The organism is Microbacterium sp. SWDP-B6, from assembly GCF_059803615.1.
Window position 1 is genome coordinate 1 of sequence record NZ_JAPFGV010000019.1, and the last position, 23,747, is coordinate 23,747.

A 23,747-nucleotide genomic window follows, 5' to 3' on the forward strand; every position below is an offset into this window, starting at 1 on the left:
CCCCCCCCCCCCCCGCCTTGTGTGCGGCCTGTCGTACGACGCGGATGCCGCAAGAGAAGGAAGATGGCACGATGTCCGATCCCCTGAAGAGCACCCCCCTGAGCCTGTGGCAGCGACTGATCCGTCGCCTGCGGCCGGTGACGGACGAACCGCGACGACTCACGGTCGACGATGTCACCGTGGTCGACCGCCCGATGCTGCGCCGCGCCGTCGCCGGCACCGTGGTCGGCAACCTCATGGAGTGGTACGACATCGGCGTCTACGGCTATCTCGCCGTGATCATCGGACGCGCGTTCCTGCCGGATGCGTCCGCCGGAGCGCAGTCGCTGTTCTCACTCGGCGTGTTCGCCGTGACCTTCGTCGCCCGTCCGCTCGGCGGCGTCGTGCTCGGCCAGCTCGGTGATCGTCTCGGCCGCCAGCGCGTGCTGGCCTTCACGCTGATCATGATGGCGGCGGCGACGTTCCTCATCGGCGTGCTGCCCGACTTCTCGGTGATCGGCATCTGGGCGCCGATCCTGCTCATCGTGCTCAAGCTCGCACAGGGCTTCTCGACCGGTGGAGAGTACGCCGGTGCCACGACGTTCATCACCGAGTACGCACCCGACAAGAGTCGCGGCTTCTATGCGTCGCTGCTCGACCTCGGGTCGTACATGGGCTTCGCGATCGGTGCCGCGTTCGTGTCGATCCTGCAGCTGACGCTCTCGGCGGAGACGATGCAGGGCTTCGCCTGGCGCATCCCGTTCCTCGTCGCGCTGCCGCTCGGACTCATCGCGATCTACTTCCGTCTCAAGATCGAGGACACCCCGGCGTTCCAGGAGGCGCAGGACGCGGCGAAGCGCGCGGCTGACGACGCTCAGGCCTCGCCGGATGCGCCGAAGGGCGTCATCGCGCTGATCCGCGCGTACTGGCGCGAGCTGCTCACGGCGTTCGTGCTCGTGGCCGCCGCCAACACCGTCGGGTACGCGCTCACCTCGTACATGCCGACCTACCTCACCGGCACTCTGGGCTACGACGAGGTGCACGGCACTCTGCTGACCCTGCCCGTGCTCGTGGCGATGGCGCTCTGCATCCCGCTCACCGGCAAGCTGTCCGACCGCATCGGGCGCAAGAGGGTGCTGTTCATCGGCTCGATCTCGGCGATCGTGCTCGCGGTGCCGTCGTTCCTGTTCATGATGCACGGCGAGATCTGGTCGACGCTGCTCGGGCTCGTGCTGCTGGCCTTCCCGGTGACGTTCTACGTGGCGAACCTCGCGTCGTCGCTGCCCGCGCTCTTCCCCACGTCGTCGCGCTACGGCGGCATGGGCATCTCGTACAACCTCGCCGTCGCGCTCTTCGCAGGCACCGCGCCCGTGGTGATGGAGGCGCTCGTGCAGCTCACCGGCTCGTCGCTGGCACCGGCCTTCTACGTGATCGGCACATCGGTCGCCGGCTTCATCGCCGTGATCGTGCTCAAGGAGTCGGCGCGCCGACCGCTGCCCGGCGCGATGCCGAGCGTGCAGACGATCGAGGAGGCCGTCGAGCTGGTCGAGACGCAGGAGGAGAATCCCGACCTCGATCTCGATGAGCTGTTCCCCGAGCGGGTGGCGGTCGCAGCGGATGCCGAGGCAGAGGCGGACGCTCAGGCGAAGGGCGACGTCGACAGGGCCTGATCGGAGCGTCGGGTGGCCGGCCGATCGTCGGCCGGCTCTCGACGATCACTCGCCGGAGGACTCGGATTCCTCGTGCGAGCGGATGACCTCGCGCAGTTCCTGGTCGAGATCGGACGCCTCTTCGATGGCCGAGGTCATGCCGGCGAGGAACCGCGTGACCACGGCGCGCTCCTTGTCGCTCATCTCGTCGACCAGTGCCAGCATCCGCCTGTGCATCGCGCCGAGGGTCTCGCGAACCTCGTCGTCGCTGCTGACCGTCGGCACCACGATTCCGGCACGTCGATCGGTCGGGTGCGGCTCTCGCCTCGCGTGCCCGCCCTTCTCCAGGCGGTCGATGAGCGTCGTCGTCGATGCGGTGGAGATGTCGAGCATGCGGGCGATGTCGATGGCTCGCACGATGCGGCCGGCCCGCTGCTCGCGCAGCAGGAACCGCAGGGCGACGAGGTCGGTCTCGTTCATCTTCATCGAGATGCGTGTGCGTTCCCGCATCGCGGTCTCGGCCGCGCGGTAGCGACGCAGCAGGTTCAGGACGTCGACGGTGCTGGCGCTGTCGGCCTCGGGATACCAGTAGCCGGAACGGCTGAACTCCTCAGAGCGCTCCATCACGCCACCTCGCCATCATCGCTCAGGCTTTCTTCACTTCCACGGGGTTCCGCCTCGCGTGCGAGCATCTCGGCCGCGCCGGACTCGACCTCGGCCGGCACGATCCGCAGTATCCCGCCGGTGATCGCGTCATGTTCGGCGGTGACGATCTGATCGATCCGCCACGCAGGCACGGAGGGGAAGTCCGCGCGCAGACGGTCGATCATGTCGGCGTACATGATGTACCCGGCATCCTCGAGTGCGAATCGCTCGACCATGAGGCCCCTTTCCCAGAATCCCATCATCTCACTTCATCAGAGTGGCTGGTCGCATTGGATTTCGCTAGGCAACCTGGTTACCTGTTTGTCGAGTACCATGGAAGGGTCAGGGGGTGACGCATGAGCAGCAGGACTGAGACGACGACGCGGGCGACCGAACTCGTCGCGCGTGTCGACGAACTTCGCAGGGCCGAGGCCCAGTTCGGGCGACGCCTCGCCGCCGTGCGCGCGCCGAACGACACCGACAGGGAGGCGATGAGGTACATCCTCGACGCCCCTGACGACGCCCCCGCCACGCCGGGCGGCCTCGCCGCTCACCTGAACGTCAGCACGGCGGCGATCACGAGCCTGCTGCGTCGACTTCAAGAGCGCGGTCAGATCGTCGTGGCGCCGCACCCTGCCGATGCCCGCTCCAAGGTGCTGCGCCCGTCGCTCCGCGATCTCAACGCGCAGGCCGATGAGCTGACGCAGCGCATCGAGTCGCTCGCCAGCGAGTTCACCCCGGAGCAGACCGATGCGATCACCCGGTTCCTGCGACGCCTGGCCGAGGAGATCGGCGACCTCCCCTAGGTCGGACTGTGATTTAGCTAGGTAACCTAGTAATCTATTTCTCAACGTAATGTTCGTCTGAGGGAGAGATCATGGGACGTCTGACGTACGGCAATACAGCAACGCCGATCGAGCTCGACGATCGGTTGATGACGCACCTGCGGCTCGTGATCGTGACGAAGCTGCGGCGAAACGAGTCCTTCCCGCTCACGCTCGCGATGGGCGACGGTGTCGCAGAGACGATCTGGGTGCACGCATCGATTCCGCTGCGCTTCTCGATGACGCAGGAGGCGGATGTCGATCGTTCGCTGGTGGTGGCGATGATGAACGCCGCGAGCTCCGCGGGAGGCCTCGATCTGACCCGTGACGAGTTCGCCCGGGTGGTCGACGGCTCGCGCACCCTGCATGCGATGAGTGCGTGAACCATGTCCGCACGCATCAGGAACGCCGCCAAGGCTGTGACCAGCGCACGGGTGCGCTCGGCATCCCGGCCCCGAGGACTGTGGGTGGAGGTCGACCCCGGCTTCCACGTCGGCAATGACCGACGTCAGTTCCTCGGTTCGATCACCGGGACGCCGCGCGAGGGCTTCCGCGCATTCGGGGCGCAGTCCGATTTCATCGGCCAGTTCGATCGCCTCGATGACGCGAAGGCCGCGATCGCCGCGGCGTCGGCGACCGCCGAGGGGTCTGCCCAGGTCGAACCGCTGCTGGGCTGATCTCGGGCAGGCGACGCCCGCGTCGCAAAGGGCGATTTTCGGCGACGCGCTGAGGCGTGTACCGTCGTTGCCATGACCTCGATCGAATCGATTCGACGCCCCGTCGCGGACCAGGCGACCCGACGTGCGCGGATCGCCGTCTCGGCGCTGTTCCTCACGAACGGTGCGCTGTTCGCCAACATCCTGCCCCGCTACCCCGAGATCAAGGCCGCCCTCGACCTCGACAATGCCGGCTACGGACTCGCGATCGCCGCCTTCCCCGCCGGAGCCATCGCCGCCGGGCTGTTCGCCGCCGTGCTGATCCGCCGCTTCGGTTCGGCGCGAATCGCAGTGATCGGCACGATCGGCACCGGCCTAGGGCTGCTCGCGGCAGCCCTCGCACCCTCCGGCATCCTGTTCGCCGTCGCCCTGCTGCTCGGCGGCGCGTTCGATGCGATCACCGACGTCGCGCAGAATGCGCACGGTCTGCGAGTGCAGCGGCGCTACGGCCGTTCGATCATCAACTCGTTCCACGCCATCTGGTCGATCGGCGCGGTGCTGGGTGGAGGCATGGCCGCGGCGGCGATCGCCCTGCAGCTGCCTCTCGGCGTGCACCTGGGCATCTCGACTGCGGTGTTCGCGGCCGTGGCCTTCACGGCACTCTGGTTCTGCCTTCCCGGCCGTGATGAAGAAGCGGATGCCGAGGCGACCGCCGAACCGGTCGAACTGCAGACCGCGATGCGTCGCGGTGTGAGCCCGCGGACCGTGATGATCCTCATCGCGCTCACGCTCATCGCGATGGCCGGCGCGATCGCCGAGGACGCCGGCAACTCGTGGGCGACCCTGTACCTCAGCGACTCGCTCGGCGCCGCTGCCGCGGTCGCGCCCCTCGGATTCATCGCTCTGGTGGGCGCGCAGTTCATCGGACGGATGCTGGGCGACGGCATGACCGACCGCTTCGGCCAGCGCGCCGTGGCCCGAGTCGGGGGCCTGATCGCCGCATCGGGAATGGCCCTCGCGCTCATCTTCCCGAGCGTGCCCGGAACGATCGCCGGATTCGCCGCCGTCGGCTTCGGCATCGCGACGCTCATCCCCGCGGCCATGCATGCGGCCGATGAGCTGCCGGGTCTGCGCCCGGGGGCCGGTCTCACGATCGTGTCGTGGTTGCTGCGCATCGGTTTCCTGCTGTCGCCGCCGTTCGTCGGCTTCATCGCCGACACCGAGAGCCTGCGTGCGGGTTTGATCGTGGCGCCGGCTGCGGCGGTGGTCGCGGTGCTGCTCGCCGGAGTGCTCGAGAAGCGTCGTCCACGGGGGTAGTCGGCAGCGGCGGGCATGTCCAGACCCCTCCGCGCCCACCATGCCGCGGGTTTCGGCAGTATACGTATTCAATCCTCAAGAATTCCTGGAATGTAGGCTTCCCTAAGTCCGTTGCATACGTATACCATCAGCGTCATGGGACATATCAAGCATCGGGCACTGCCGGTACTCGCCCTCGCAGCGGTGGGCATGATCGCCCTCTCCAGCTGCGGCGCCGGGACCCGCACCGACAACGCGAACTCGACAACGGTGTCGTGTGACTACACGGCTCCGGAGGGCAAGACCACGGTCAACGTCCTCGCCTACAACTCCTCGGCGATCGACCCGTTCACCGACACCATGGTGTCGAGCTGTTCGAACGACGACGTGACGCTGAAGCACGACCCGATCGACTTCGGCGGGCAGGTGACCAAGACCACGGCGACGCTCGCCGGCGACTCGGGCACCTACGACATCCTCGAAACCTACGGATTCGTCATCCCGGGCTTTGCCGAAGAGGAGAAGCTCGTTCCGCTGAACGACCTCTGGGACAAGTATGCCGACGACTACGGTCTGGGCGAGATCAGCGAGTCGATGGTGGAGGGCATGTCGTACGACGGCGACATCTACGCCATCCCGATGCAGGCGCAGATGTTCGTCATGGCATACCGCACGGATGTCTTCGACGACCTGGGGCTCGAGGTGCCGACCACCTTCGACGAGATGATCTCCGCCGCCGAGGCGATCCAGGCCGAGGGGCTCATGGACTACCCGATCGCGCTGCCGTGGCTCGCGACGAGCGACGTCTCCACCGGTTTCCAGGCCGCGATGAACTCGCTCGGCGCCGACTTCGTGAACGCCGAGGGCGACGTGACGCTCGACGGCCCCGAGGCCAAGCAAGCCGTCGAGGCGATGCTCGCGCTCAAGCCGTACATGGATCCGCAGGTCACGACCTTCGACCAGCCCAAGGTGCAGCAGCAGATGTTCAACGGCACTGCGGCCATGTCGATCATGTTCTCGGGCCGGATGATCGACCTGACGCTGCCGGAGAACTCGAAGCTCTCCGACTCGTTCGGCTTCGCGGGGGCGCCCAAGCTCACGACTGACGCCGACTACTCCTACAACCGCCTGTCGATCGACGGATGGTCGATTCCGTTCAACACGAAGCTCGACCACGACATGCTCTTCCAGATGATGGCCTCGGCCGTCAGCGAAGACGCGTCGACGGCATCCGTTCCGGCGGCCTACCCGGCCCGCGAGGGGATGGTCACCGAAGAGAACTCGCCGTACGGCGCCGCCGCCAACGACTCGATCGCCTCGGCGATGCCGCCGATCGTGTCGCCGGTGCTGGCCGACCTGACGAACGAGATCCGCCCGATCCTCGTCGAGATCCTCAACGGCAACGTCTCCGTCGACGACGGGCTGGCGCAGATGCAGGCAACCGGCGAGTCCTTCGTCGGCTGATCCAGGACCGCCGGTCCGCGGCTGTGGCCTGAGCGCGAGTTCAGGCCACAGCTCGTCCAAGGGAGGACGCTTATGAAGACACGCGAGTTCTGGTTGCTCTTCGCACCGAGCCTGCTGGTGATGGGGGCGCTCCTCGTGCTCCCCCTGGTGCGCACGGTGCAGTGGAGCTTCGAGCAGGTCCGCTACGGCTCACCCGGATCGTTCGTCGGGCTCGACAACTTCGTCTACGCGCTGACTGATCCGCGCTTCCACCGGGCGGTCGCCTTCACCGTGATCGTCACGGTCATCACGACCGTGATCCTGCTCGTGTTCGGGTACATCATCGCGACAGGCGTCAACAGGATCACGACGTCCCGTCCGCTGGTACTCGGCATCCTGCTCGTCTCGTATGTGCTGCCCAACCTCGTGGGGGCTGTGGCGTTCTCGTGGCTGTTCGACGACAGCTTCGGCGGCGTCGTCAACCGGTTCATCGGGTTGATGGGCGGCACCCAGGTGCTCTGGTTCACCGACCAGGTTCCCAACGCGATCCTCGTGATCGCGAACACTGTCTGGTCGATGCTCCCGTTCGCGATGCTGATCATCCTGGCGGGGCTGCAGGGGGTGCCGAACGAACTGAAGGAAGCCGCGAAGATCGACGGAGCGAACGCCTTCCAGACCCACATCAGCGTGATCATCCCGACCATTCGCGGGGTGCTCGGGTTCGTGACGCTGATCACGATCATGGACGTCCTGAGGATGTTCGACAACCTGATCCCCCTGTCGCCGCAGGCGCAGTCGATCGGCAACGAGTCGATCATGCTCTACGTCTACTCGGTCGCCTTCGCCGACGGCGCACAGAACCTCGGCCTCGGCAGCGCGATCAACGTGCTCACCATCGTCCTCATCCTCATCATGCTGATCCCGTTCATCCGGGGCATCTTCAAGGAAGCGAAGGCAGAACGATGAGCCTCACGACCTCCGAGCTCTCCGACTCCGAGCTCTCCACCCGGGCGATCATCACCAGCGGCGCATCGAAGCGCAAGCGGCGCGGACCGAACCGCCCCCCGGTCATCACCGGACTGCTGCTCGGCATCCTCTGCATCGTGATGCTCAGCCCGTTCATCTGGATGGCGCTGTCGGTCACGAAGCCTACAGACGTCGCGTTCTCGAACCCGCCGGTGTTCTGGGACTACGAGCCCACGCTGCAGGCCTTCGTCAACCTGTGGGAGACGACCTACTTCGCGGACTATCTCGTCAACACCCTCGTGGTCGCCGTCGTCTCGACCGTGCTCGCGCTGGTCATCGGCATCCCCGCGGCGTACGCGCTCTCGAGGTTCCCGAGCTATGTTTCGGCGCTGCTGCTGGTGCTCGCCCTGATCTTCCGGGCGCTCCCGCGCTTCTCGGTCGTGCTGCCGATGTACGACATCAGCAGGGCGCTCGGCATCTACGACACGACGTTCGCGTTGGCGATCGCCCTCGTCGCGATCAACCAGCCGTTCACGATCTGGCTGCTGCGCAACTTCTTCGCCGAGATCCCCCGGGAGCTCGACGAGGCCGCCATGATCGACGGCTGCACCAGGATCGGGATGCTGCGCAGAGTCATGATCCCGCTGATGGGCCCCGGCATCCTGACGGCCGGCATCTTCGTGTTCCTGTTCGCGTTCCAGGAGTACCTGACGGCTCTCGTGCTCACCGACACCTCGTCGAAGACCGTGCCGGTCTTCATCGCCACCCAGCTCGGGCAGACACTGCCGATGCTGCAACAGGCGGGCGCCGCATCCATGCTGCTCACGATCCCGGTGTTCGTGATCGCGTTCATCGCGCAGAAGTACCTCGTCGCCGGCCTCAGCGACGGCGCTGTGAAGGGCTGACATGGCGGTCGCGGTGCCGCCGCTCGTGCTGCTGGCCGGCATGAACTGCACCGCCGATCTATGGGAGGACGGCGGTTTGGGAGGGGGAGCAGGTGGGGCGATCCGGCCGGTGCTGGATCGCCCCACCGTCTCGGGGCAGGTCGATGCGCTGCTCGACGAGCTGCCCGATTCGTTCATCCTGGTCGGGCACTCACTCGGCGGCATCGTCGGCATGGCGCTCGCGCTCGCCGCCCCTACGCGTGTCGCGGGGCTCTGTCTCGTGTCGACCAACGCCAAGGCGCCGACCGATGCGCAGCGCTCCGGCTGGACGAGCTGGCTGGATGCTCTCGAAGGTGGTGCTGAGCCGCGAGCGCTGCAGGACAGCATCCTCCAGCCTCTGCTCGGAGAGGACGTCGTGCGAGATCGTCCCGACCTCGTGGAGCGCACGCTGCGCATGGGCGAGGAGACCGGGGCCGAGCGGCTGCGGGCTCAGCTGCGGATGCAGCTCACACGCACCGATCTGCTGTCGCGACTGGGCGGACTGACCATGCCGACGCTCGTCGTCTCAGGACTCGACGACGTCATCTGCCCGCCGCGCTTCCACGCCGAGATCGTGTCGGCGATGCCGGACGCACGGCTCGTGTCTCTGGATGCCGGCCACCTGCTGCCGCTCGAGAGGCCGCGGGAATTCGGTGGACTCGTGGGGTCGTGGCGCTCGCACCTCCGCATCTGAGCCTGCAGACGCTCGGGCGCCGTCGCGCGGCGTCCTCTTGGGAGGAGGACTGCGCCCGGGGAGGAGAGAATCCGAGAGTCTCTCCTCCCGAAGCGCAGTTCTCCTCCCGAAGGGTCGGGATGCGGCCGCGGGTCCCGCGGGGTGGGGATGAGGCCGCGGGTCCCGAGGGGTGGGATGCGGCCGCGAGGCCCGAGGGGTCGGGATGCGGCCGCGAGGCCCGAGGGTGGGGATGCGGCGGCGGGCTCAGCGCTCGGGTGCGGCCAGTCCGCGCAGATGCGTCATCAGCGACGATGCGAGGTTGTAGACCACGAGGTCGGCGCCGTCGGTGAAGGCCGCGCTTGCCGCATCCCGCGTGCCGACGATGTCCATGCGCAGCGAACCGGCGCGTGCGAGGGCCGAGTGCACGGCGGCGATGGCCTGCGGCACGGGCTGATCATCCGGGCCGGAGCTGGCCGCGAGATCGGCCGGACCGACCATGATGCCGTCGAGGCGCGGCGCAGTGACGATCGCGTCGACGTTCGTGACGCCGCGGGGCGACTCGATCATGCCGAGCACCAGAGTGTTCTCGAGCCACCACTCGCGGTGGTCGGCGGGGTCGACGAGGCCGAAGCGCCCTGCCCGGCTGTACGTCGCGAAGCCGCGCGACCCGACCGGGGGGTACATCGCCGCGGCGACCAGCGCCTCGGCATCCGCTGTCGTGTCGAGGTGCGGAGCCAGGATGCCCTCGGCTCCCTGATCGAGCACCCGCAGGATCTGATTCCGATCGCCCTCGCCGACGCGCACGATGACCGGCACGTCGTGCACCTGCGCGAGCGCGATGTGCTGACGCAGCGCGACGAGGTCGGCCGGTCCGTGCTCGCAGTCGATCAGGACGAAGTCGAACTCGGCGACGGCGAGCATCTCGACGAGCTCTTCCGACGGCATCCGCAGCAGGGCGCCGATCAGCTTCTCGCCCGCCCGTGCCCTGGCGCGCAGCGACGGCATCAGGCCACCATCCCGGCCGAGAGGTCGATGTCGGCGCCGCACATGCCCGGCATCGCGAGCATCGCGATGACCGCCGCGCCGACCTCGTCTTCCGTCACCATGCGGCCGAGAGCCGCACGCGACACGAACGCCTGCTCGGCATCGTCGATGCTCGTGCCCGAGCGCTCGGCCTCGAGGCGGAAGTTGCGTTCCATCCGTGGGCCCTGCACCGGGCCGGGGGAGAGCGAGTTCACACGCACGCCGGCGGGGCCGACCTCGAACGCGAGCGTCGACGTGAGTCCGATCACGGCCATCTTCGAGGCGCAGTAGGGAGTGCGATGCGCGAGCGGACGCTTGCCGGAGACGGATGCCACGTTGATGACGTCGCCGTCGCCGCGCTCGACCATTCCGGGCAGCAGTGCCTTGCAGAGCAGGAAGGTGCCGCGCACGTTCACGGCGAACACCTCGTCCCAGTCGGCGACGTCGATGTCGGTGAGAGCCGCGACGGGGCCGGGGATGCCGGCGTTGTTCACCAGGATCGAGACATCGGTGCCGGCGAGCTGCTCGCGGAGCGCGTCGACGGATGCCGGGTCGGACACGTCGCACGATATCCCCCGCGCCCGTGACCCGAGGTCGGCCGCGACGCGGTCGAGCTTCGCGGCGTCGCGCCCGACCACCACGACGTGCGCACCGGCGGCGTGCAGCGACCGGGCGATGGCCGCCCCGAGTCCGCTGCCGCCGCCGGTGACCACTGCCGTGCGACCGGAGAGGTCGGTCATCGCGTCTCCGCGCCGACCGCGGCGTGGCTCTCTTCGATCCAAGCGTATTCCGTGCCGGCATGACGCCAGGCACGGGCGTCACCCGAGCGGGCGTGGCCCTCGAACAGCTCGACCCGGGCAGCGCGCCCGCAGACGGCGCCGAGCTCGGCCGACGACTCGGTGTTCTGCACCTCCTGGTACGTCACGGTGCGCAGATACTTGCCGACCCAGAGCCCGCCCGTGTACCGGGCAGCGCCGAGCGTCGGCAGCACGTGGTTGGTGCCGATCACCTTGTCGCCGTATGAGACGCACGTGTTCTCGCCGAGGAACAGCGCGCCGTAGTCGTGCATCTTCGTCAGAGCCTCGCGCGGATTCTGGGTGAAGATCTGCACGTGCTCGAAGGCGAAGTCGTCGGCGATCCGATAGGCCTCGTCGAGATCGTCGGCGACGATCACCTGACCCCAGTCGCGCCAGGCCGGACCCGCGTAGTCGCGCGTGGGCATGCCGGGAAGGATCTTCTCGATCCAGTCCATGACCTCTTCGGCCAGCGCCTGCGACGTCGTCACGAGCACGGCGGGCGAGTCGGGTCCGTGCTCCGCCTGAGAGAGCAGGTCGACCGCGGTGAAGAACGGGTCGGCGTGCTCGTCGGCGACGATGAGGATCTCGGTGGGGCCGGCGAACAGGTCGATGCCGACCTCACCGAACAGCTGCCGCTTGGCCTCGGCGACGTAGGCGTTGCCCGGCCCGGCGATCATGTTCACCGGCTCGATCGAGTCGGTGCCGACGGCCATCGCGGCGACGGCCTGGACTCCTCCGAGGATGTAGATCTCGTCGGCGCCGGCCATCTTCATCGCGGCCACGGTCGCAGCGGGGATCTCGCCGCGGATGGGCGGGGTGCACGCGACGACCCGAGGGACCCCCGCCACCTTGGCGGTGATGATCGTCATGTGCGCGGACGCCGTCAGCGGGTACTTGCCTCCGGGGATGTATGCCCCTGCGGCCTGCACGGGCACGTGCTTCTGGCCGAGGAACACCCCCGGAAGGGTCTCGACCTCGATGTCGACCAGTGAATCGCGCTGCGCCTGCGCGAAACGGCGCACCTGGCTCTGCACGAACTCGATGTCGGTGATCACCTGTGCATCGAGCGTGCCGATGATCTCCGTGATCTCCTCATCGGAGAGTCGGTACGAGTCGCGACTCCAGTTGTCGAACTGCTCGGCATACCGACGCACGGCGACGTCGCCGTTCTCGCGGATGTCGCCGATGATTCCCCTCACCCGCTCGGCGACGTCCTGCTGAGCGGTGTCCGCGAACGTCTTCGTCGGCGCGGTCTTGAGATGCAGGGGCATGGCCCTTCCTTCCGTTGCATACGTATGTGCTGATTATGACCGCGTATGCATTCGGGCGTCAAGAGCAGTAGAATCCGTGAGATCGAGGGGGAGGCGCCAGATGGTCGTCACGAGTCGTGATGTGGCCCGCTTGGCGGGTGTCTCGCAGCCGACGGTGTCTCGGGCGCTGCGCGACGATGCGCGAGTGTCCGAGGCGACGAAGCTCAGGGTGCGCGAAGCGGCCCAGCTGCTGGGCTACGTGCCGAGCGAGGCGGGGCGTGCCCTGTCGTCGGGTCGAACCCGGCGCATCGGCCTGCTGCTGACCGATCTCGACAACCAGTTCTACTCGCACATCATCGCCCCGGTGCACCGGGAGCTCGAGACCCTCGGCTACCAGCTGATGCTCCACACCGAGTCGGCCGACAACGACACGATCGTCGAACGGCTGCTCGCCAACGGTCTCGACGGCGTGATCCTCGCGACCACCACGGTCGAGTCCGTCGCACCGTTGCGCCTGAAGGACCGCGGCCTGCCGTTCGTGTACTTCAATCGCACCGGCTCATTCGTCGAGGCGGATGCCACCGTCGTCGATCCCGCGCCGGGCTATCGCGATGCTGTCCGGCGGGCGGTCGAGCTCGGTCACACGCGCGTGGGAGCGGTGCTCGGACCGAGCAACACCAGCACGGCGCAGAGCCGAGAGGCGGCCTTGCGCGACGCCCTCGTCGCCGAGGGTGTGACGCTGCACGAGAGCGATGTGCGGCGGGTCCCGTACGGAGCGGCCGAGGGTGAGGCGGCGGCATCCGAGATCCTCGCCGGAGCAGACCGCCCGACCCTCCTGTTCTGCGGCAACGACGTGGTCGCATACGGGGCGCTCAACGCCGCCCACCGCGCGGGTCTGCGCGTGCCGGAGGACCTCTCGGTCCTCGGCTTCGACGATCTCCCCGAGGCGGCCTGGCCCATCATCGACCTGGCCACGATCGGATACGACATCGCCGGCATGGCGCGCACCGCCGCAGACCTCATCGTGCGTCGCATCGAGGACCCGGACGCCGCACTCGAGAAGACGCGGTTCGAATCCGCTTTCGTGCCGCGGCGCACCCTCGCGGCCCCGCACGCCGGCTGACCCCGCCGCTCGGCGATGATCACCGTGTGCGCAGGATCGTCTCTTGCGCTGGTTTGTGCATACGCATACACTGACGAAGACGAAGCCAGCGATCACCGATGAACCGCAGCTTCGCGTCTCGAAGGAGTGAAAAGCGTGTCTCTCGACCCGGTTGCTTACCTGCCGTACAAAGACCCCGACGACTTCATCCGTGAGGTCACCGATCTGATCTGGGTCGATCGGTCGATCAGCTTCATCCGCGAAAACTACGAGCCCGACTCGATCGTGCACGGCGCCTACGGCACCTCGACCACGCGGCAGGAGGTCATCGAGGGAACGCTCATGCGCATCTCGGCGACGCCCGATCGCACCGGCCAGGCGGAGGACGTGATCTGGGAGGCCCGTGGAGACGACGCATTCCTCAGCTCGCACCTCGTGCTCTCCGGACATCTGCAGACGTCGTCGCACAGCCGCACGATCGCCAACTGCCTGTACCGCAAGGGGCGCATGGTCGAGGAGTGGGTGGTGCGGGACTCGCTCGCCGGTGCGCTCGAGAGCGGCCTCGACGTCGATGAGCTCGCCCGCGCCCAGGCCTTCCGCGGGTACACCGGATCGTGGACCGAGCCGGCCCCCGCCGATCCGATCGCGAAGGGCGACTCCGGTGCGCGCCCCGACGACTACCGCTCCGAGGTCGAGACCGTGATCGACATGATCCAGACGGTCTGGAACGACCGCGACCTGCAGAAGGTCGAGAAGTTCTTCCACCGCGACCTCGTGCTGCTCACGGTCGGCAACCGGGTCGTCATCCGTCCCGAGGGCTACCGTCGGGCGCTGCTGCGGTTCCTCGAGTCGTTCCCCGCGGGACAGTTCGAGATCCGCGACATCCAGACCAACTACGACGTGCGCTATGCGGGCCTGCGCGTCGCCGTCACCTGGAAGTTCGTGGGCGACTACAACGGCGTGCCGAACTACGGCAGCCTCACCGGCAAGCCGATCGACCTGATCGGCATCTCGCAGTTCACATTCCACCAGGGAGCCCTCGTCAAAGAGGTGCGCCTGTGGGACGACATCGCCCTGCGCGCCCAGATCGCGGGCGTTCGCGGCGACGAGCCTGCGGCCTTCAGCAACATCTACTGATCAGCGACTGATCGACAAGGAGAAGAAGAAATGAGCAACGCCATCGTCGACCAGGTCGACGTCATCGTCCCCGCGGACGAGATCGCACGCCGCACCATCCGTCGGTCCGACTGGGTGCCGTGCAACTCGGCGTTCATCGACTGCCGCACTCCGGGTTCCGACCGCAAGGAGAACTACTCGTTCATCGGCGCCGGTGTCTCGCAGAACGCGAGCCAGTACGTGAACCTCGAGGTGAACCACGGCTTCAACACCGGGGCCGCCGGCATGCCGAACGGGATCTCGAACAACCTGCACCTGCACTTCACCGCAGAGGTGTTCATCAACCTCGGCGGCGAGTTCCGACTCCGCTGGGGGGTCGACGGCAAGCAGGGCGAGTACATCAGCCACGACGGTGACATCGTCACGATCCCCACCTGGATCTTCCGCGGCTTCACGAACGAGGGGCCGGACGACGGCATCCTCTACACGGTGCTCGGCCGCGATGACAACGGCGGCATCATCTGGGGTCCGTCGGTGCTACGCGAGGCGGAGTCGTACGGCCTGCACCTCACGGCCGACAACAAGCTCATCGACACCGTCGCGGGCGATGTGCTGCCCGACGACGTGCCCCTGATCACGCCGATGAAGCAGCACTACATCGACGAGCTCACGACCTACACGGTCGAGGACATGCGCTCGCGGGTCATCCAGCCGGGTGACCGCAAGTACTCGTCGGCGGCACTGCTCTGCGCAGCGGTCGACGGCGGCCACGTCGAGCTCGCCACCGCCATCGGCTACGGCATGAGCGAGAACCGTCGCCAGGTGCCGAACGTGACCGAGCCGCACTCGTTCAACCTCGCGTGGGTGCGTGCCGAGGCGGGCCAGGGCGTGCTCCGTCACCGTCACGACAAGACGCAGGCGCTGCTGTTCAAGACCGGGCGCTGGGAGGTCACGCTCAACGGCGACCCGTCGACCGCGGTCACGCTGGGCGCGGGCGACACGTTCTCGGTGCCTGAGGGCAGCTGGCGCTCGTACGTCTGCGTCGAGGGCGATGAGACCGGAACCGGAACGGTGCTCGTGATCAACGGCGGCGACGACCGCGTCTACCTCGAGTGGGCTCCGGAGGTCGTCGAGGCGGCGGCCGCCGCCGACTGGACCATCGACCCCAACGGCTACCTGGCCCCTCTCGGAGTGATGGTCACCGCCACCGAGGATGACTGAGATCGCAGGGGCGCGAGGGGCTTCCGGCTCCTCGCGCTCCGGCGCCTCCTCCGCGGGTGTCGGAGCAGCGGATGCCGGTTCGCTGCGTGTCGCCGCGATCTCACCCGAGATCGTGATCGGCGATGTCGACGGCAACCTCGACCGCATCCGCTCGGCGATCACCGCGGCCGCGCGCCGCGGCGCTCAGCTGATCGTGCTGCCGGAGCTGGCCACGAGCGGCTACGTGTTCGCCGATCGTGAGGAGGCGCTCGGCGCCGCTCTGACCGTCGGCGACCCGCGGTGGTCGTCGGTGCATGAGGCGATCCCCGAGGGTGCCGTCGTCGCGGTGGGGTATGCCGAGAGCGACGGCGATCGTCTGTTCAACACCGCCGCGATCCTCACCCGCGATCTGCGCCTCGCCGACTACCGCAAGGCGCACCTCTGGGGCGCCGAGAAGCTGGTCTTCGACAGCGGATCCGAGGCGGGGCTCGTCGTCGATGCCCCGTTCGGGCGTCTCGGCGTGGCACTCTGCTACGACAACGAGTTCCCGGAGGTGCCCCGTCGGCTGGCACTGGCGGGCGCTGACGTGCTCGCACTTCCGGTCAACTGGCCGCTCGTTCCGCGCCCCACAGGTGAGCATGCTCCCGAGCTCATCCAGGCGATGGCATCGGCCAGGTCGTCGAGGCTGCCCGTCGTGATCGCCGATCGGTGGGGCTCCGAGCGCGGGGTCGACTGGACAGACGGCACGGCGATCATCGACGAGCAGGGGTGGATCGTCGCGTTCCGGGCCGTGATGGGGGCCACCGCGGTGCTGTCGCTCGACGCGGCGCGGGGCAAGGCGCTTCCGCCGCACAACGACCTGTTCGCCGACCGTCGCGCCGACCTGTACTGACGCGATCGGATGCCGGTTTGACCGTGCAGGGTTTGACCAGTGCAGGGTTTGACCGTGCCGGGCTTGACCCGTGCCGGATGCAGGACTTGACCCGTGCCGGATGCAGGACCTGAGCGCGGATGCAGGGCTGGGTCGTCGATCAGCTCCCGCATCCGTGCCTTCGTCCTGCAGACGGGTCGGAACCCGCCGTCATGCGAGAGCGGTGCGCCCCTGATGCTCCGGCAGTCGTTCGCGCAGCATCCGCTCTGCCAGCTCGGCCAGCTTCTGCGTCGCGGGCGACAGCAGCACGCCCTCGCGCTGCACGAGCGCGATCGTGTCGTGCATCGGCTCGGCGAACGGGAAGGTGCGGATGCCTGACGGAAACGCGTCGGACTCGGCGATCGAGCGCGACACGATCGTGTCGGCGGTGCCCGCCGCGACCAGGCTGAGCGCCGTCTCGACGTGCTCGACCTCGACCGCCGGCTCGATGGTGAGCCCCCGCAGCCGTGCGCGTTCGAGCAGCTGGCGCCGTGTGGGGTCGTCCCACCCGGCGAAGGCGTCGTAGAGCACGAGCTTGGCGTCGGCGACCTCGTCGATCGAGACGGCCGGGGCGTCGGGCTCGCGGGTGGCCGAGGCATAGAGCACCTCGTCGCGGAACAGCGGGCGCACCTCGAGGCCGTCCTCGTCGACCGGAAGAACCAGCAGGCCGGCTTCGAGCTCGCCGGCGGCGATCGAGCGGGCGACGTGCGCCGAGTTGATGCCGACGAGCCGCAGTCGCACGTTCGGATGCCGGTGATGGAAGGTCTCGGCCAGATCCGCGAGCGCGTAGTAGGCCGCGTTGCGCAGCACGCCGAACGTGCAGGTGCCGCGGTCCAGCGACGTGAGCGCCTGGATGGTGTCGATGCCGTTCTGCACCGCGCTCACGGCCTGCGCCGCGTGGGGGCGCAGCTCGAGCGCGGCGGCCGTCGGCACGAGGCGCCTGCTGCCGCGGGTGAAGAGGGTCACGCCGAGTTCGCGTTCGAGGCGCGCGACGAGCTCGGAGACGGAGGCCTGCGTCATGCCCAGAGTCCTGCCCGCCGCCGTGAACGAGCCGTCGTCGAGCGCCGCGAGGAAGGCCGTCAGCTGCGTGATGGTCATAGCCAATGGTAAACCCGATGGATTGCCACGGATCATCAGGCTTGTCTCGTGGATGCAGCGGATCTAGCCTTCCTGCATGCGTTACTCCTCAGCTGTCCTCGCCCGCTACGACGGCGACTTCCATCACCTCAAGACCCCGCTCATCGACGCACCCGCCGCGCAGCGCGATCCGGCCGTCATCGAGACCGTCACGAGCATGCTCGCCGACATCCGCGAGCGCGGTCTCGATGCCGTGCTCGATTACGCACGCACGCTCGACAACTACCAGGGTGCCGACATCGAGCTCACCGCCGAGCAGATCGCGAGCAGCGGAGACCGCCTCGACCCGGATCTGCGCGCGGCGATCGAACTGGGGGCCGAGCGCACGCAGGCGTTCGCGCGCGCCTCCCGCGAGCACCTGACCGACTTCGAGACCGAGTTCGTTCCCGGCATCGTGACCGGCGCCAAGTACATCCCCGTATCGCGCGTCGGTGCGTACCTGCCGGCCGGTCGGTTCCCGCTCACGGCGAGCGCCTTCATGACCGTGGGCGTGGCGAAGGCGGCGGGTGTGCCGACCGTGATCGCCTGCACGCCTCCGCAGCCCGACGGCGGAGCGAACGACGCCGTCGTCTACGCCGCGCACCTCTCGGGGGTCGACCGCGTCTTCGTGATCGGCGGGGTGCAGGCGCTCGCGGCCATGGCCTACGGGCTGCTCGGCGATCTGCCCGTCGACATGCTCGTCGGCGCGGGCAACGCGTTCGTGGCCGAGGCCAAGCGTCAGCTCTTCGGCACGGTCGCGATCGACCTGCTCGCGGGTCCGAGCGAGGTCGCGGTGATCTCCGACGAGACCGCCGACCCCGTGCTCGTGGCCGCAGACCTGTTGGGGCAGGCCGAGCACGGGCCGAACTCGCCTGCGGCGCTCATCACGACATCCGAGGAGCACGGCCACGCCGTGATCGCGGAGATCGAACGGCAGCTCGAGACGCTGGCGACGGTCGACATCGCGGGTGCCGCCTGGCGCGACTACGGTGTCGTCACGGTCGCGAAGGATCGCGAGACCGCCGCGGCCCTCATGGATGACCTCGCCCCCGAGCACCTCGAGCTGCTCACGGCCGATGACGAGTGGTACCACGAGAATCTGCGCAACTACGGCTCGATCTTCCTCGGGCCCTGGAGCACCGTGGCTTACTCGGACAAGGGCATGGCCGGCACCAACCACGTGCTGCCGACCGCGGGTGGGGCGAAGCACAGCGCGGGTCTCTCGGTCTCGCGCTTCCTGAAGCCTCTCACCTATCAGCGCATCAGCCGCGAGGCGACGCCCGAGCTCGCGAACGCCGTGCAGGTGATCTCCGACTCCGAGGGGATGGCCGCACACAGCGCGACGGCCACGCTGCGGTTGGACCGTCTCGCCTGACGGGGCGTGCCGCCATCGTCCTGCATCCGGTCGCGACGGGTAGGTCGGGGCCGGATGCAGGACCGAGGCACGGATGCAGGGCGGGATCGCCGATCTCGTCCTGCATCCGTGCTGTCGTCCTGCAGACGGACCGGGGTGCCTGGGCTGCGGCGCCGGAGGTGGGGCCGGATGCCGGCGGATGCGGGACCTGACCGGTGTCGGATGCAGGACCGAGGCACGGATGCAGGATCATGCGGATGGTTGAGTCCTGCATCCGTGCTTTCGTCCTGCAGATGTGCCGCACTGCGAGACCCGCGCGGCCATTGAACCTCAGAGGGCGGTGTAGCCGCCGTCGACGAGGTGGTAGCTGCCGGTGATGAAGCTGGCGGCGTCGCTGGCGAGGAAGGCGATGAGGTTCGCGACCTCGTCGGCCTGACCGAGACGGCCGATCGGGTGCTTGCTGACGAGGAAGTTCTTCGCAGCGGCATCCATGCTCGCGAGCAGCGGGGTGTCGATGAACCCGGGGCCGACCGAGTTCACGCGCACGCCCTGGGCGGAGTACTCGAGGGCGGCCGACTTGGTCATGCCGACGACCGCGTGCTTGGCGGCGACGTAGGCGGGCGAGTTCGCGAAACCGACGCTGCCGAGGATCGAGGCGATGTTCACGACGGAGCCGCCGCCGTTCGCGAGGATCGAGGGGATCTGCGCCTTCATATTGCGGAAGACGGCGTTGAGGTTGATCGAGATGACCTTGTCCCACGCGGCGTCGTCGTATTCGGCGGTGGGGGCGGATGCTCCGCCGATGCCGGCGTTGTTGACGCCGATGCGCAGCGGAGCGAGCGTGTTCGCGAGCTCGACCGAGCTGGCGATCCAGGCGGTGTCGGTCGCATCTCCGACCGATGCCTCGGCGATGCCGCCGGCGGCGCGGATCTCGTCGACGACCGCGTTCGCGTGCTCCGCGTTCAGGTCGTTCACGACGACGGATGCGCCGTTCTGAGCGAGCAGGAGAGCGGTCGAGCGTCCGATTCCGCTGCCTGCTCCCGTCACGATCGCCGAGCGGTTCGAGACGTCGTACTGAGCCACGAGTGACTCCTCTTCCGGACGGTCGCGGTGCCGGGAGATCTTCTCGGACGGTCCGTCCTTGGCTTCCAGCCTACGCCTCGGGAGAGGAGATGGATTCGCCTGAATGGATTTCTGCGAGTGGCGGCGCTCGAGTTTTCATCGACCCATCGCGGAATACCCCGAGAGGGTATACGCTTGTTCTTAATACCCCCCAGGGGTACTAGAACGAGGGATGGAGACATGATGACGAAGAACGAGTTCCAGGTGACGGGCATGACCTGCGGGCACTGCGAGATGTCGGTGCGCGAAGAGGTCTCCGAGATCCCCGGCGTCGAAGACGTCCAGGTGAGCGCCCAGACCGGAAAGCTCGTCGTCACCGGCTCGACGTCGGTCGACGATGCGCAGGTCCTGGCCGCCGTCGCAGAGGCAGGCTATTCGGCGGTGCGGACGGCATGAACGCCGGCGCACGGCTCGGCCTGTTCGGGGCGGGCCTCGTGGTGGCGTTCGGCGCGGCCTTCGGGCTCGCCGGCGTCATCGTTCCCGCGAGCGCGGTCAGCGACTGGACGAAGGGTGCGGAAGCGGACGATCACGATGGTCACGCCGAGAGTGCTGTCGGCACGGATGACGCGGCGAGTGCCGCTGCAGACGACCTGAAGGGCCTGTCGCTCGGTCTCGACGGATATGTGCTGTCGCCGATCGAGGCGCCGGCATCCCCGGGCGAACCCGGTGCACTGGCATTCCGGATCGAAGACGCCGCCGGCATCCCCGTCACGGACTACGCGACGGCGCACGACAGGGATCTGCACCTGATCGTGGTGCGCTCAGACGGGAGCCGGTTCCGACACGTCCATCCGGTGCTCGACGAGGCCACGGGAACGTGGTCGCTTCCCTGGGAGTGGACAGAGGCCGGAACCTACCGCGTCTTCGCGGACTTCACCCCGGCCCAGGCGGATGCTGCGTCGCTCACTCTCACGCGCACTGTCCAGGTGGCGGGTGAGTTCGCACCCGTCGCGCCGCAGCCGACCCGCGTCGCGGAGGTCGATGGCTTCACGGTCTCGCTCGACGGCGACCTCGAAGCAGGAGCGGCGAGCGACCTCACGGTGACGGTCGCACAGGACGGTCGCCCGGTCACCGCCCTGGAGCCGTATCTCGGCGCGTTCGGCCACCTCGTGGCGCTGCGCGACGGCGACCTCGCGTACCTGCACGTGCACGCCGCGGGTGATGAGCCCGAAGCGGGCGAGACGTCGGGGCCCGAGATCGCGTTCGCCGCAGAGGCCCCGACCGCGGGGCGGTACCTGCTGTACCTGGACTTCCAGGTGGACGGCACGGTGCACACGGCCGAGTTCGTGCTCGACGCCTCTCAGGCGCAGGGCGTGACCGAAACCGAGGGCGATTCGCACGACGACGGGCATTGACCGTCAGCCGTCGCCTCTGCCGCAGCTGATCGCTGCGGCCCACAGATGCAAGCCAGAGAAGGAACGAACATGAGCACGTCAGCACCTGCGAACGCAGGGACCGGAGTCGAACTGGAGATAGGCGGCATGACCTGCGCCTCCTGCGCGATGCGGATCGAGAAGAAGCTGAACAAGCTCGATGGCGTCGTGGCGACCGTCAACTATGCGACCGAGAAGGCGAAGGTCACCGTGCCGGACGGGTACGATCCGGCGGCGCTGATCGCAGAGGTCGAGAAGACGGGGTACTCGGCGTCGATCCCCGCACCGAAGGGCTCGAAGAACGATGTCGCCTCCGCCGGTGAGGTCACCGCAGACTCTGAGCTGCGGTCGCTGCGCAACCGCCTGATCGGTGCGATCGTGCTGACGGTGCCGGTGATCGCGATGGCCATGATCCCGGCGCTGCAGTTCACGTACTGGCAGTGGGCCTCGCTCGCACTCGCGGCCCCGGTGATCCTCTGGGCGGCGTGGCCGTTCCACCGGGCCGCATGGATGAACCTCAGGCACGGCACCGCGACGATGGACACGCTCATCTCCCTGGGCACATCGGCCGCATTCCTGTGGTCGCTCTACGCGCTGTTCTTCGGCACGGCCGGCTCCCCCGGCATGACCCACCCGTTCGAGTTCGCACTGGCCCCCTCCGACGGGGCGGCGAACATCTACCTCGAGGTCGGTGCCGGGGTGACGATGTTCATCCTCGCCGGGCGCTACTTCGAGAAGCGGTCGAAGAAGCAGGCCGGCGCAGCCCTGCGCGCGCTGCTCGAGCTCGGCGCGAAGGACGTCGCGGTGCTGCGCGGTGGTGTGGAGACGAAGATCCCGGTCGAGGATCTGCAGGTGGGAGACCAGTTCGTCGTGCGGCCGGGAGAGAAGATCGCGACCGACGGTGTCGTGGTCTCGGGCACGTCTGCCGTCGACGCATCGATGCTCACGGGTGAAGCGGTGCCGGTCGAGGTCGCAGAGGGCGACGCCGTCACCGGTGCCACGACCAACGTCGGCGGCCGGCTCGTGGTGCGCGCCACCCGGATCGGCTCCGACACGCAACTCGCGCAGATGGCCCAGCTCGTCGAAGACGCTCAGACCGGGAAGGCGGAGGTCCAGCGTCTCGCCGACCGGATCTCGGGCGTCTTCGTGCCGATCGTGATCGTGATCGCCGTCGTCGCGCTGGGCGGCTGGCTCGGCGCGGGGTTCCCCGTGGCCGCGGCATTCACCGCGGCGGTGGCCGTGCTCGTGATCGCGTGCCCGTGCGCACTGGGCCTGGCGACACCCACCGCGCTGCTGGTCGGCACCGGGCGGGGTGCGCAGATGGGCGTGCTCATCAAGGGTCCGGAGGTGCTGGAGTCCACCCGCACGGTCGACACCGTCGTGCTCGACAAGACGGGCACGGTCACCAGCGGCAAGATGACGCTCGTCGACGTGGTCGTCGAGCCCGGCACCGAACGCGCGGAACTCCTGCGGCTGGCCGGCGCGCTGGAGGATGCCTCGGAGCACCCGATCGCCCAGGCGATCGCCAAGGGCGCGACGCAGGAGGTCGGAGCGCTGCCGACGCCTGAGGACTTCACGAACATCGAAGGCAAGGGAGTGCAGGGGATCGTCGACGGTCACGCCGTGCTCGTCGGCCGGGACTCGCTCCTCGCCGAGTGGTCGCAGACGCTGAGCCGCGAGCTGGCGTCGAGGAAGGCCCGCGCCGAGAGCGAAGGCAAGACCGTCGTCGCGGTGGGCTGGGACGGGCAGGCGCGCGGCATCCTGGTCGTGGCCGACACGGTGAAGCCGAGCAGCGCCGAAGCGATCGCCCAGCTCACGGCGATCGGGCTGACCCCCATCCTCCTCACCGGCGACAACGCCGCGGTCGCCAGGCGCATCGCGGCAGAGGTCGGGATCGACCAGGTCATCGCCGAAGTCCTGCCGAAGGACAAGGTCGACGTCGTCGCGCGACTGCAGCGCGAGGGAAAGGTCGTCGCGATGATCGGTGACGGCGTCAACGACGCCCCCGCACTCGCGCAGGCCGACCTCGGCATCGCGATGGGCACCGGGGCGGACGTCGCGATCGAGGCATCCGACATCACCCTGGTGCGTGGAGACCTGCGCAGCGCGGTCGACGCGATCCGACTGTCGCGAAAGACCCTCGGAACCATCAAGACCAACCTGTTCTGGGCCTTCGCCTACAACGTCGCGGCCATCCCGGTCGCCGCGCTCGGAATGCTCAACCCCATGCTGGCCGGCGCAGCGATGGCACTGTCGAGCGTCTTCGTCGTCGGCAACAGCCTGCGCCTGCGGGGGTTCCGGAGTGTCATCCCGCGGTGACACGGGCGATG

24 protein-coding genes are annotated in these 23,747 nt (G+C 68.2%); 17 read left to right on the plus strand and 7 right to left on the minus strand.

The genetic code is table 11. From position 1 onward, the window contains the following. The first annotated feature begins 71 nt into the window (after window positions 1-71). A complete protein-coding gene (locus OPU70_RS16850) occupies window positions 72-1,649 on the plus strand; it encodes an MFS transporter (RefSeq protein WP_498558301.1) in 1,578 nt (525 codons plus the stop codon). A 45-nt stretch (window positions 1,650-1,694) separates the two neighbouring features. Here OPU70_RS16850 and OPU70_RS16855 read toward each other — a convergent pair whose 3' ends face one another. Beyond that, window positions 1,695-2,252: a MarR family winged helix-turn-helix transcriptional regulator gene (locus OPU70_RS16855; protein WP_056375338.1), complete on the minus strand. Its 558-nt coding sequence runs from the start codon at window positions 2,250-2,252 to the stop codon at window positions 1,695-1,697. Further along, window positions 2,252-2,509 carry a hypothetical protein gene (locus tag OPU70_RS16860; protein WP_042537280.1) on the minus strand — a complete coding sequence of 86 codons (258 nt, stop codon included), beginning with the start codon at window positions 2,507-2,509 and terminating at the stop codon, window positions 2,252-2,254. The genes OPU70_RS16855 and OPU70_RS16860 overlap by 1 nt, the downstream gene beginning before the upstream one ends. A gap of 120 nt (window positions 2,510-2,629) precedes the next feature. Here OPU70_RS16860 and OPU70_RS16865 point away from each other — a divergent pair, with 120 nt between their 5' ends. The 8 genes from OPU70_RS16865 to OPU70_RS16900 all read left to right on the plus strand — a co-directional run bounded on the left by OPU70_RS16865 (window position 2,630) and on the right by OPU70_RS16900 (window position 9,075). Continuing rightward, a complete protein-coding gene (locus OPU70_RS16865) occupies window positions 2,630-3,079 on the plus strand; it encodes a MarR family winged helix-turn-helix transcriptional regulator (RefSeq protein WP_042537278.1) in 450 nt (149 codons plus the stop codon). Between the two features lie 71 nt (window positions 3,080-3,150). After that, window positions 3,151-3,480 carry a DUF7882 family protein gene (locus OPU70_RS16870; protein WP_042537276.1) on the plus strand — a complete coding sequence of 110 codons (330 nt, stop codon included), beginning with the start codon at window positions 3,151-3,153 and terminating at the stop codon, window positions 3,478-3,480. Between the two features lie 3 nt (window positions 3,481-3,483). Next, on the plus strand, window positions 3,484-3,774 hold the full coding sequence (locus OPU70_RS16875; protein WP_079112045.1) for a hypothetical protein: 291 nt from the start codon (window positions 3,484-3,486) through the stop codon (window positions 3,772-3,774). Window positions 3,775-3,846: 72 nt separating this feature from the next. Next, window positions 3,847-5,070 (plus strand): MFS transporter, encoded by a 1,224-nt coding sequence (locus OPU70_RS16880; protein WP_498558302.1) that lies wholly within the window; start codon window positions 3,847-3,849, stop codon window positions 5,068-5,070. 135 nt (window positions 5,071-5,205) lie between these two features. Further along, window positions 5,206-6,513 carry an ABC transporter substrate-binding protein gene (locus tag OPU70_RS16885; protein ID WP_498558303.1) on the plus strand — a complete coding sequence of 436 codons (1,308 nt, stop codon included), beginning with the start codon at window positions 5,206-5,208 and terminating at the stop codon, window positions 6,511-6,513. A gap of 72 nt (window positions 6,514-6,585) precedes the next feature. Beyond that, window positions 6,586-7,458 (plus strand): carbohydrate ABC transporter permease, encoded by an 873-nt coding sequence (locus tag OPU70_RS16890; protein ID WP_042537267.1) that lies wholly within the window; start codon window positions 6,586-6,588, stop codon window positions 7,456-7,458. Then, on the plus strand, window positions 7,455-8,363 hold the full coding sequence (locus OPU70_RS16895) for a carbohydrate ABC transporter permease (RefSeq protein WP_079112047.1): 909 nt from the start codon (window positions 7,455-7,457) through the stop codon (window positions 8,361-8,363). The genes OPU70_RS16890 and OPU70_RS16895 overlap by 4 nt, the downstream gene beginning before the upstream one ends. A 1-nt stretch (window position 8,364) precedes the next feature. Then, the gene (locus OPU70_RS16900) at window positions 8,365-9,075 is read left to right on the plus strand and encodes an alpha/beta fold hydrolase (RefSeq protein WP_498558304.1); all 711 of its coding nucleotides are present in this window, start codon (window positions 8,365-8,367) and stop codon (window positions 9,073-9,075) included. Between the two features lie 243 nt (window positions 9,076-9,318). Here the strand turns inward: OPU70_RS16900 and OPU70_RS16905 are convergent, their stop codons facing one another. The 3 genes from OPU70_RS16905 to hisD (OPU70_RS16915) are packed head-to-tail and all read right to left on the minus strand — an operon-like array spanning window position 9,319 to window position 12,145. Then, on the minus strand, window positions 9,319-10,059 hold the full coding sequence (locus OPU70_RS16905) for an HpcH/HpaI aldolase family protein (protein ID WP_498558305.1): 741 nt from the start codon (window positions 10,057-10,059) through the stop codon (window positions 9,319-9,321). Beyond that, the gene (locus tag OPU70_RS16910; RefSeq protein ID WP_367822140.1) at window positions 10,059-10,817 is read right to left on the minus strand and encodes an SDR family NAD(P)-dependent oxidoreductase; all 759 of its coding nucleotides are present in this window, start codon (window positions 10,815-10,817) and stop codon (window positions 10,059-10,061) included. Before OPU70_RS16910 ends, OPU70_RS16905 begins: the two co-directional genes overlap by 1 nt. Then, window positions 10,814-12,145 (minus strand): histidinol dehydrogenase, encoded by a 1,332-nt coding sequence (hisD, locus tag OPU70_RS16915; RefSeq protein ID WP_498558306.1) that lies wholly within the window; start codon window positions 12,143-12,145, stop codon window positions 10,814-10,816. The genes OPU70_RS16910 and hisD (OPU70_RS16915) overlap by 4 nt, the downstream gene beginning before the upstream one ends. A 100-nt stretch (window positions 12,146-12,245) precedes the next feature. Here hisD (OPU70_RS16915) and OPU70_RS16920 point away from each other — a divergent pair, with 100 nt between their 5' ends. The 4 genes from OPU70_RS16920 to OPU70_RS16935 all read left to right on the plus strand — a co-directional run bounded on the left by OPU70_RS16920 (window position 12,246) and on the right by OPU70_RS16935 (window position 16,434). After that, the gene (locus tag OPU70_RS16920; protein ID WP_056375350.1) at window positions 12,246-13,247 is read left to right on the plus strand and encodes a LacI family DNA-binding transcriptional regulator; all 1,002 of its coding nucleotides are present in this window, start codon (window positions 12,246-12,248) and stop codon (window positions 13,245-13,247) included. Window positions 13,248-13,382: 135 nt separating this feature from the next. Next, the gene (locus OPU70_RS16925) at window positions 13,383-14,363 is read left to right on the plus strand and encodes a nuclear transport factor 2 family protein (protein ID WP_056375351.1); all 981 of its coding nucleotides are present in this window, start codon (window positions 13,383-13,385) and stop codon (window positions 14,361-14,363) included. Window positions 14,364-14,393: 30 nt separating this feature from the next. After that, window positions 14,394-15,563, plus strand: a complete 1,170-nt coding sequence (locus tag OPU70_RS16930; protein ID WP_042537252.1) for a cupin domain-containing protein — start codon at window positions 14,394-14,396, stop codon at window positions 15,561-15,563. Continuing rightward, window positions 15,556-16,434: a nitrilase-related carbon-nitrogen hydrolase gene (locus tag OPU70_RS16935; protein WP_498558307.1), complete on the plus strand. Its 879-nt coding sequence runs from the start codon at window positions 15,556-15,558 to the stop codon at window positions 16,432-16,434. Before OPU70_RS16930 ends, OPU70_RS16935 begins: the two co-directional genes overlap by 8 nt. 189 nt (window positions 16,435-16,623) lie before the next feature. Here OPU70_RS16935 and OPU70_RS16940 read toward each other — a convergent pair whose 3' ends face one another. Beyond that, complete coding sequence (locus tag OPU70_RS16940; RefSeq protein ID WP_042537250.1) at window positions 16,624-17,550, minus strand: LysR family transcriptional regulator; 927 nt, start codon at window positions 17,548-17,550, stop codon at window positions 16,624-16,626. A gap of 76 nt (window positions 17,551-17,626) precedes the next feature. Between OPU70_RS16940 and hisD (OPU70_RS16945) the strand changes: the two genes are divergently transcribed. Next, window positions 17,627-18,943 carry a histidinol dehydrogenase gene (gene hisD, locus OPU70_RS16945; RefSeq protein WP_079112053.1) on the plus strand — a complete coding sequence of 439 codons (1,317 nt, stop codon included), beginning with the start codon at window positions 17,627-17,629 and terminating at the stop codon, window positions 18,941-18,943. A 309-nt stretch (window positions 18,944-19,252) separates the two neighbouring features. Here hisD (OPU70_RS16945) and OPU70_RS16950 read toward each other — a convergent pair whose 3' ends face one another. Beyond that, window positions 19,253-20,005, minus strand: a complete 753-nt coding sequence (locus OPU70_RS16950) for an SDR family NAD(P)-dependent oxidoreductase (RefSeq protein ID WP_042537244.1) — start codon at window positions 20,003-20,005, stop codon at window positions 19,253-19,255. A 222-nt stretch (window positions 20,006-20,227) separates the two neighbouring features. On the opposite strand from OPU70_RS16950, the gene OPU70_RS16955 reads away from it, so the two are divergent. From OPU70_RS16955 to OPU70_RS16965, 3 genes are all read left to right on the plus strand, one after another. Further along, on the plus strand, window positions 20,228-20,440 hold the full coding sequence (locus tag OPU70_RS16955) for a heavy-metal-associated domain-containing protein (RefSeq protein ID WP_079113876.1): 213 nt from the start codon (window positions 20,228-20,230) through the stop codon (window positions 20,438-20,440). Further along, window positions 20,437-21,399 carry a DUF8832 domain-containing protein gene (locus tag OPU70_RS16960; protein ID WP_498558308.1) on the plus strand — a complete coding sequence of 321 codons (963 nt, stop codon included), beginning with the start codon at window positions 20,437-20,439 and terminating at the stop codon, window positions 21,397-21,399. Before OPU70_RS16955 ends, OPU70_RS16960 begins: the two co-directional genes overlap by 4 nt. A 69-nt stretch (window positions 21,400-21,468) precedes the next feature. Then, complete coding sequence (locus OPU70_RS16965; RefSeq protein ID WP_498558309.1) at window positions 21,469-23,736, plus strand: heavy metal translocating P-type ATPase; 2,268 nt, start codon at window positions 21,469-21,471, stop codon at window positions 23,734-23,736. The last annotated feature ends 11 nt before the right edge of the window (window positions 23,737-23,747 follow it).

Excerpts from the sequence above, each read along its gene's own strand:
- OPU70_RS16880 (WP_498558302.1), top strand. The coding sequence starts at position 3,847 with ATGACCTCGATCGAATCGATTCGACGCCCCGTCGCGGACCAGGCGACC.
- OPU70_RS16895 (WP_079112047.1), top strand. The coding sequence starts at position 7,455 with ATGAGCCTCACGACCTCCGAGCTCTCCGACTCCGAGCTCTCCACCCGG.
- OPU70_RS16875 (WP_079112045.1), top strand. The coding sequence starts at position 3,484 with ATGTCCGCACGCATCAGGAACGCCGCCAAGGCTGTGACCAGCGCACGG.
- OPU70_RS16930 (WP_042537252.1), top strand. The coding sequence starts at position 14,394 with ATGAGCAACGCCATCGTCGACCAGGTCGACGTCATCGTCCCCGCGGAC.
- OPU70_RS16865 (WP_042537278.1), top strand. The coding sequence starts at position 2,630 with ATGAGCAGCAGGACTGAGACGACGACGCGGGCGACCGAACTCGTCGCG.
- OPU70_RS16850 (WP_498558301.1), top strand. The coding sequence starts at position 72 with ATGTCCGATCCCCTGAAGAGCACCCCCCTGAGCCTGTGGCAGCGACTG.
- OPU70_RS16940 (WP_042537250.1), bottom strand. The coding sequence starts at position 17,550 with ATGACCATCACGCAGCTGACGGCCTTCCTCGCGGCGCTCGACGACGGC.
- OPU70_RS16890 (WP_042537267.1), top strand. The coding sequence starts at position 6,586 with ATGAAGACACGCGAGTTCTGGTTGCTCTTCGCACCGAGCCTGCTGGTG.
- hisD (WP_498558306.1), bottom strand. The coding sequence starts at position 12,145 with ATGCCCCTGCATCTCAAGACCGCGCCGACGAAGACGTTCGCGGACACC.
- OPU70_RS16860 (WP_042537280.1), bottom strand. The coding sequence starts at position 2,509 with ATGGTCGAGCGATTCGCACTCGAGGATGCCGGGTACATCATGTACGCC.
- OPU70_RS16960 (WP_498558308.1), top strand. The coding sequence starts at position 20,437 with ATGAACGCCGGCGCACGGCTCGGCCTGTTCGGGGCGGGCCTCGTGGTG.
- OPU70_RS16855 (WP_056375338.1), bottom strand. The coding sequence starts at position 2,252 with ATGGAGCGCTCTGAGGAGTTCAGCCGTTCCGGCTACTGGTATCCCGAG.
- OPU70_RS16955 (WP_079113876.1), top strand. The coding sequence starts at position 20,228 with ATGACGAAGAACGAGTTCCAGGTGACGGGCATGACCTGCGGGCACTGC.
- OPU70_RS16870 (WP_042537276.1), top strand. The coding sequence starts at position 3,151 with ATGGGACGTCTGACGTACGGCAATACAGCAACGCCGATCGAGCTCGAC.
- OPU70_RS16910 (WP_367822140.1), bottom strand. The coding sequence starts at position 10,817 with ATGACCGACCTCTCCGGTCGCACGGCAGTGGTCACCGGCGGCGGCAGC.
- OPU70_RS16920 (WP_056375350.1), top strand. The coding sequence starts at position 12,246 with ATGGTCGTCACGAGTCGTGATGTGGCCCGCTTGGCGGGTGTCTCGCAG.
- hisD (WP_079112053.1), top strand. The coding sequence starts at position 17,627 with ATGCGTTACTCCTCAGCTGTCCTCGCCCGCTACGACGGCGACTTCCAT.
- OPU70_RS16905 (WP_498558305.1), bottom strand. The coding sequence starts at position 10,059 with ATGCCGTCGCTGCGCGCCAGGGCACGGGCGGGCGAGAAGCTGATCGGC.
- OPU70_RS16885 (WP_498558303.1), top strand. The coding sequence starts at position 5,206 with ATGGGACATATCAAGCATCGGGCACTGCCGGTACTCGCCCTCGCAGCG.
- OPU70_RS16935 (WP_498558307.1), top strand. The coding sequence starts at position 15,556 with ATGACTGAGATCGCAGGGGCGCGAGGGGCTTCCGGCTCCTCGCGCTCC.
- OPU70_RS16900 (WP_498558304.1), top strand. The coding sequence starts at position 8,365 with ATGGCGGTCGCGGTGCCGCCGCTCGTGCTGCTGGCCGGCATGAACTGC.
- OPU70_RS16965 (WP_498558309.1), top strand. The coding sequence starts at position 21,469 with ATGAGCACGTCAGCACCTGCGAACGCAGGGACCGGAGTCGAACTGGAG.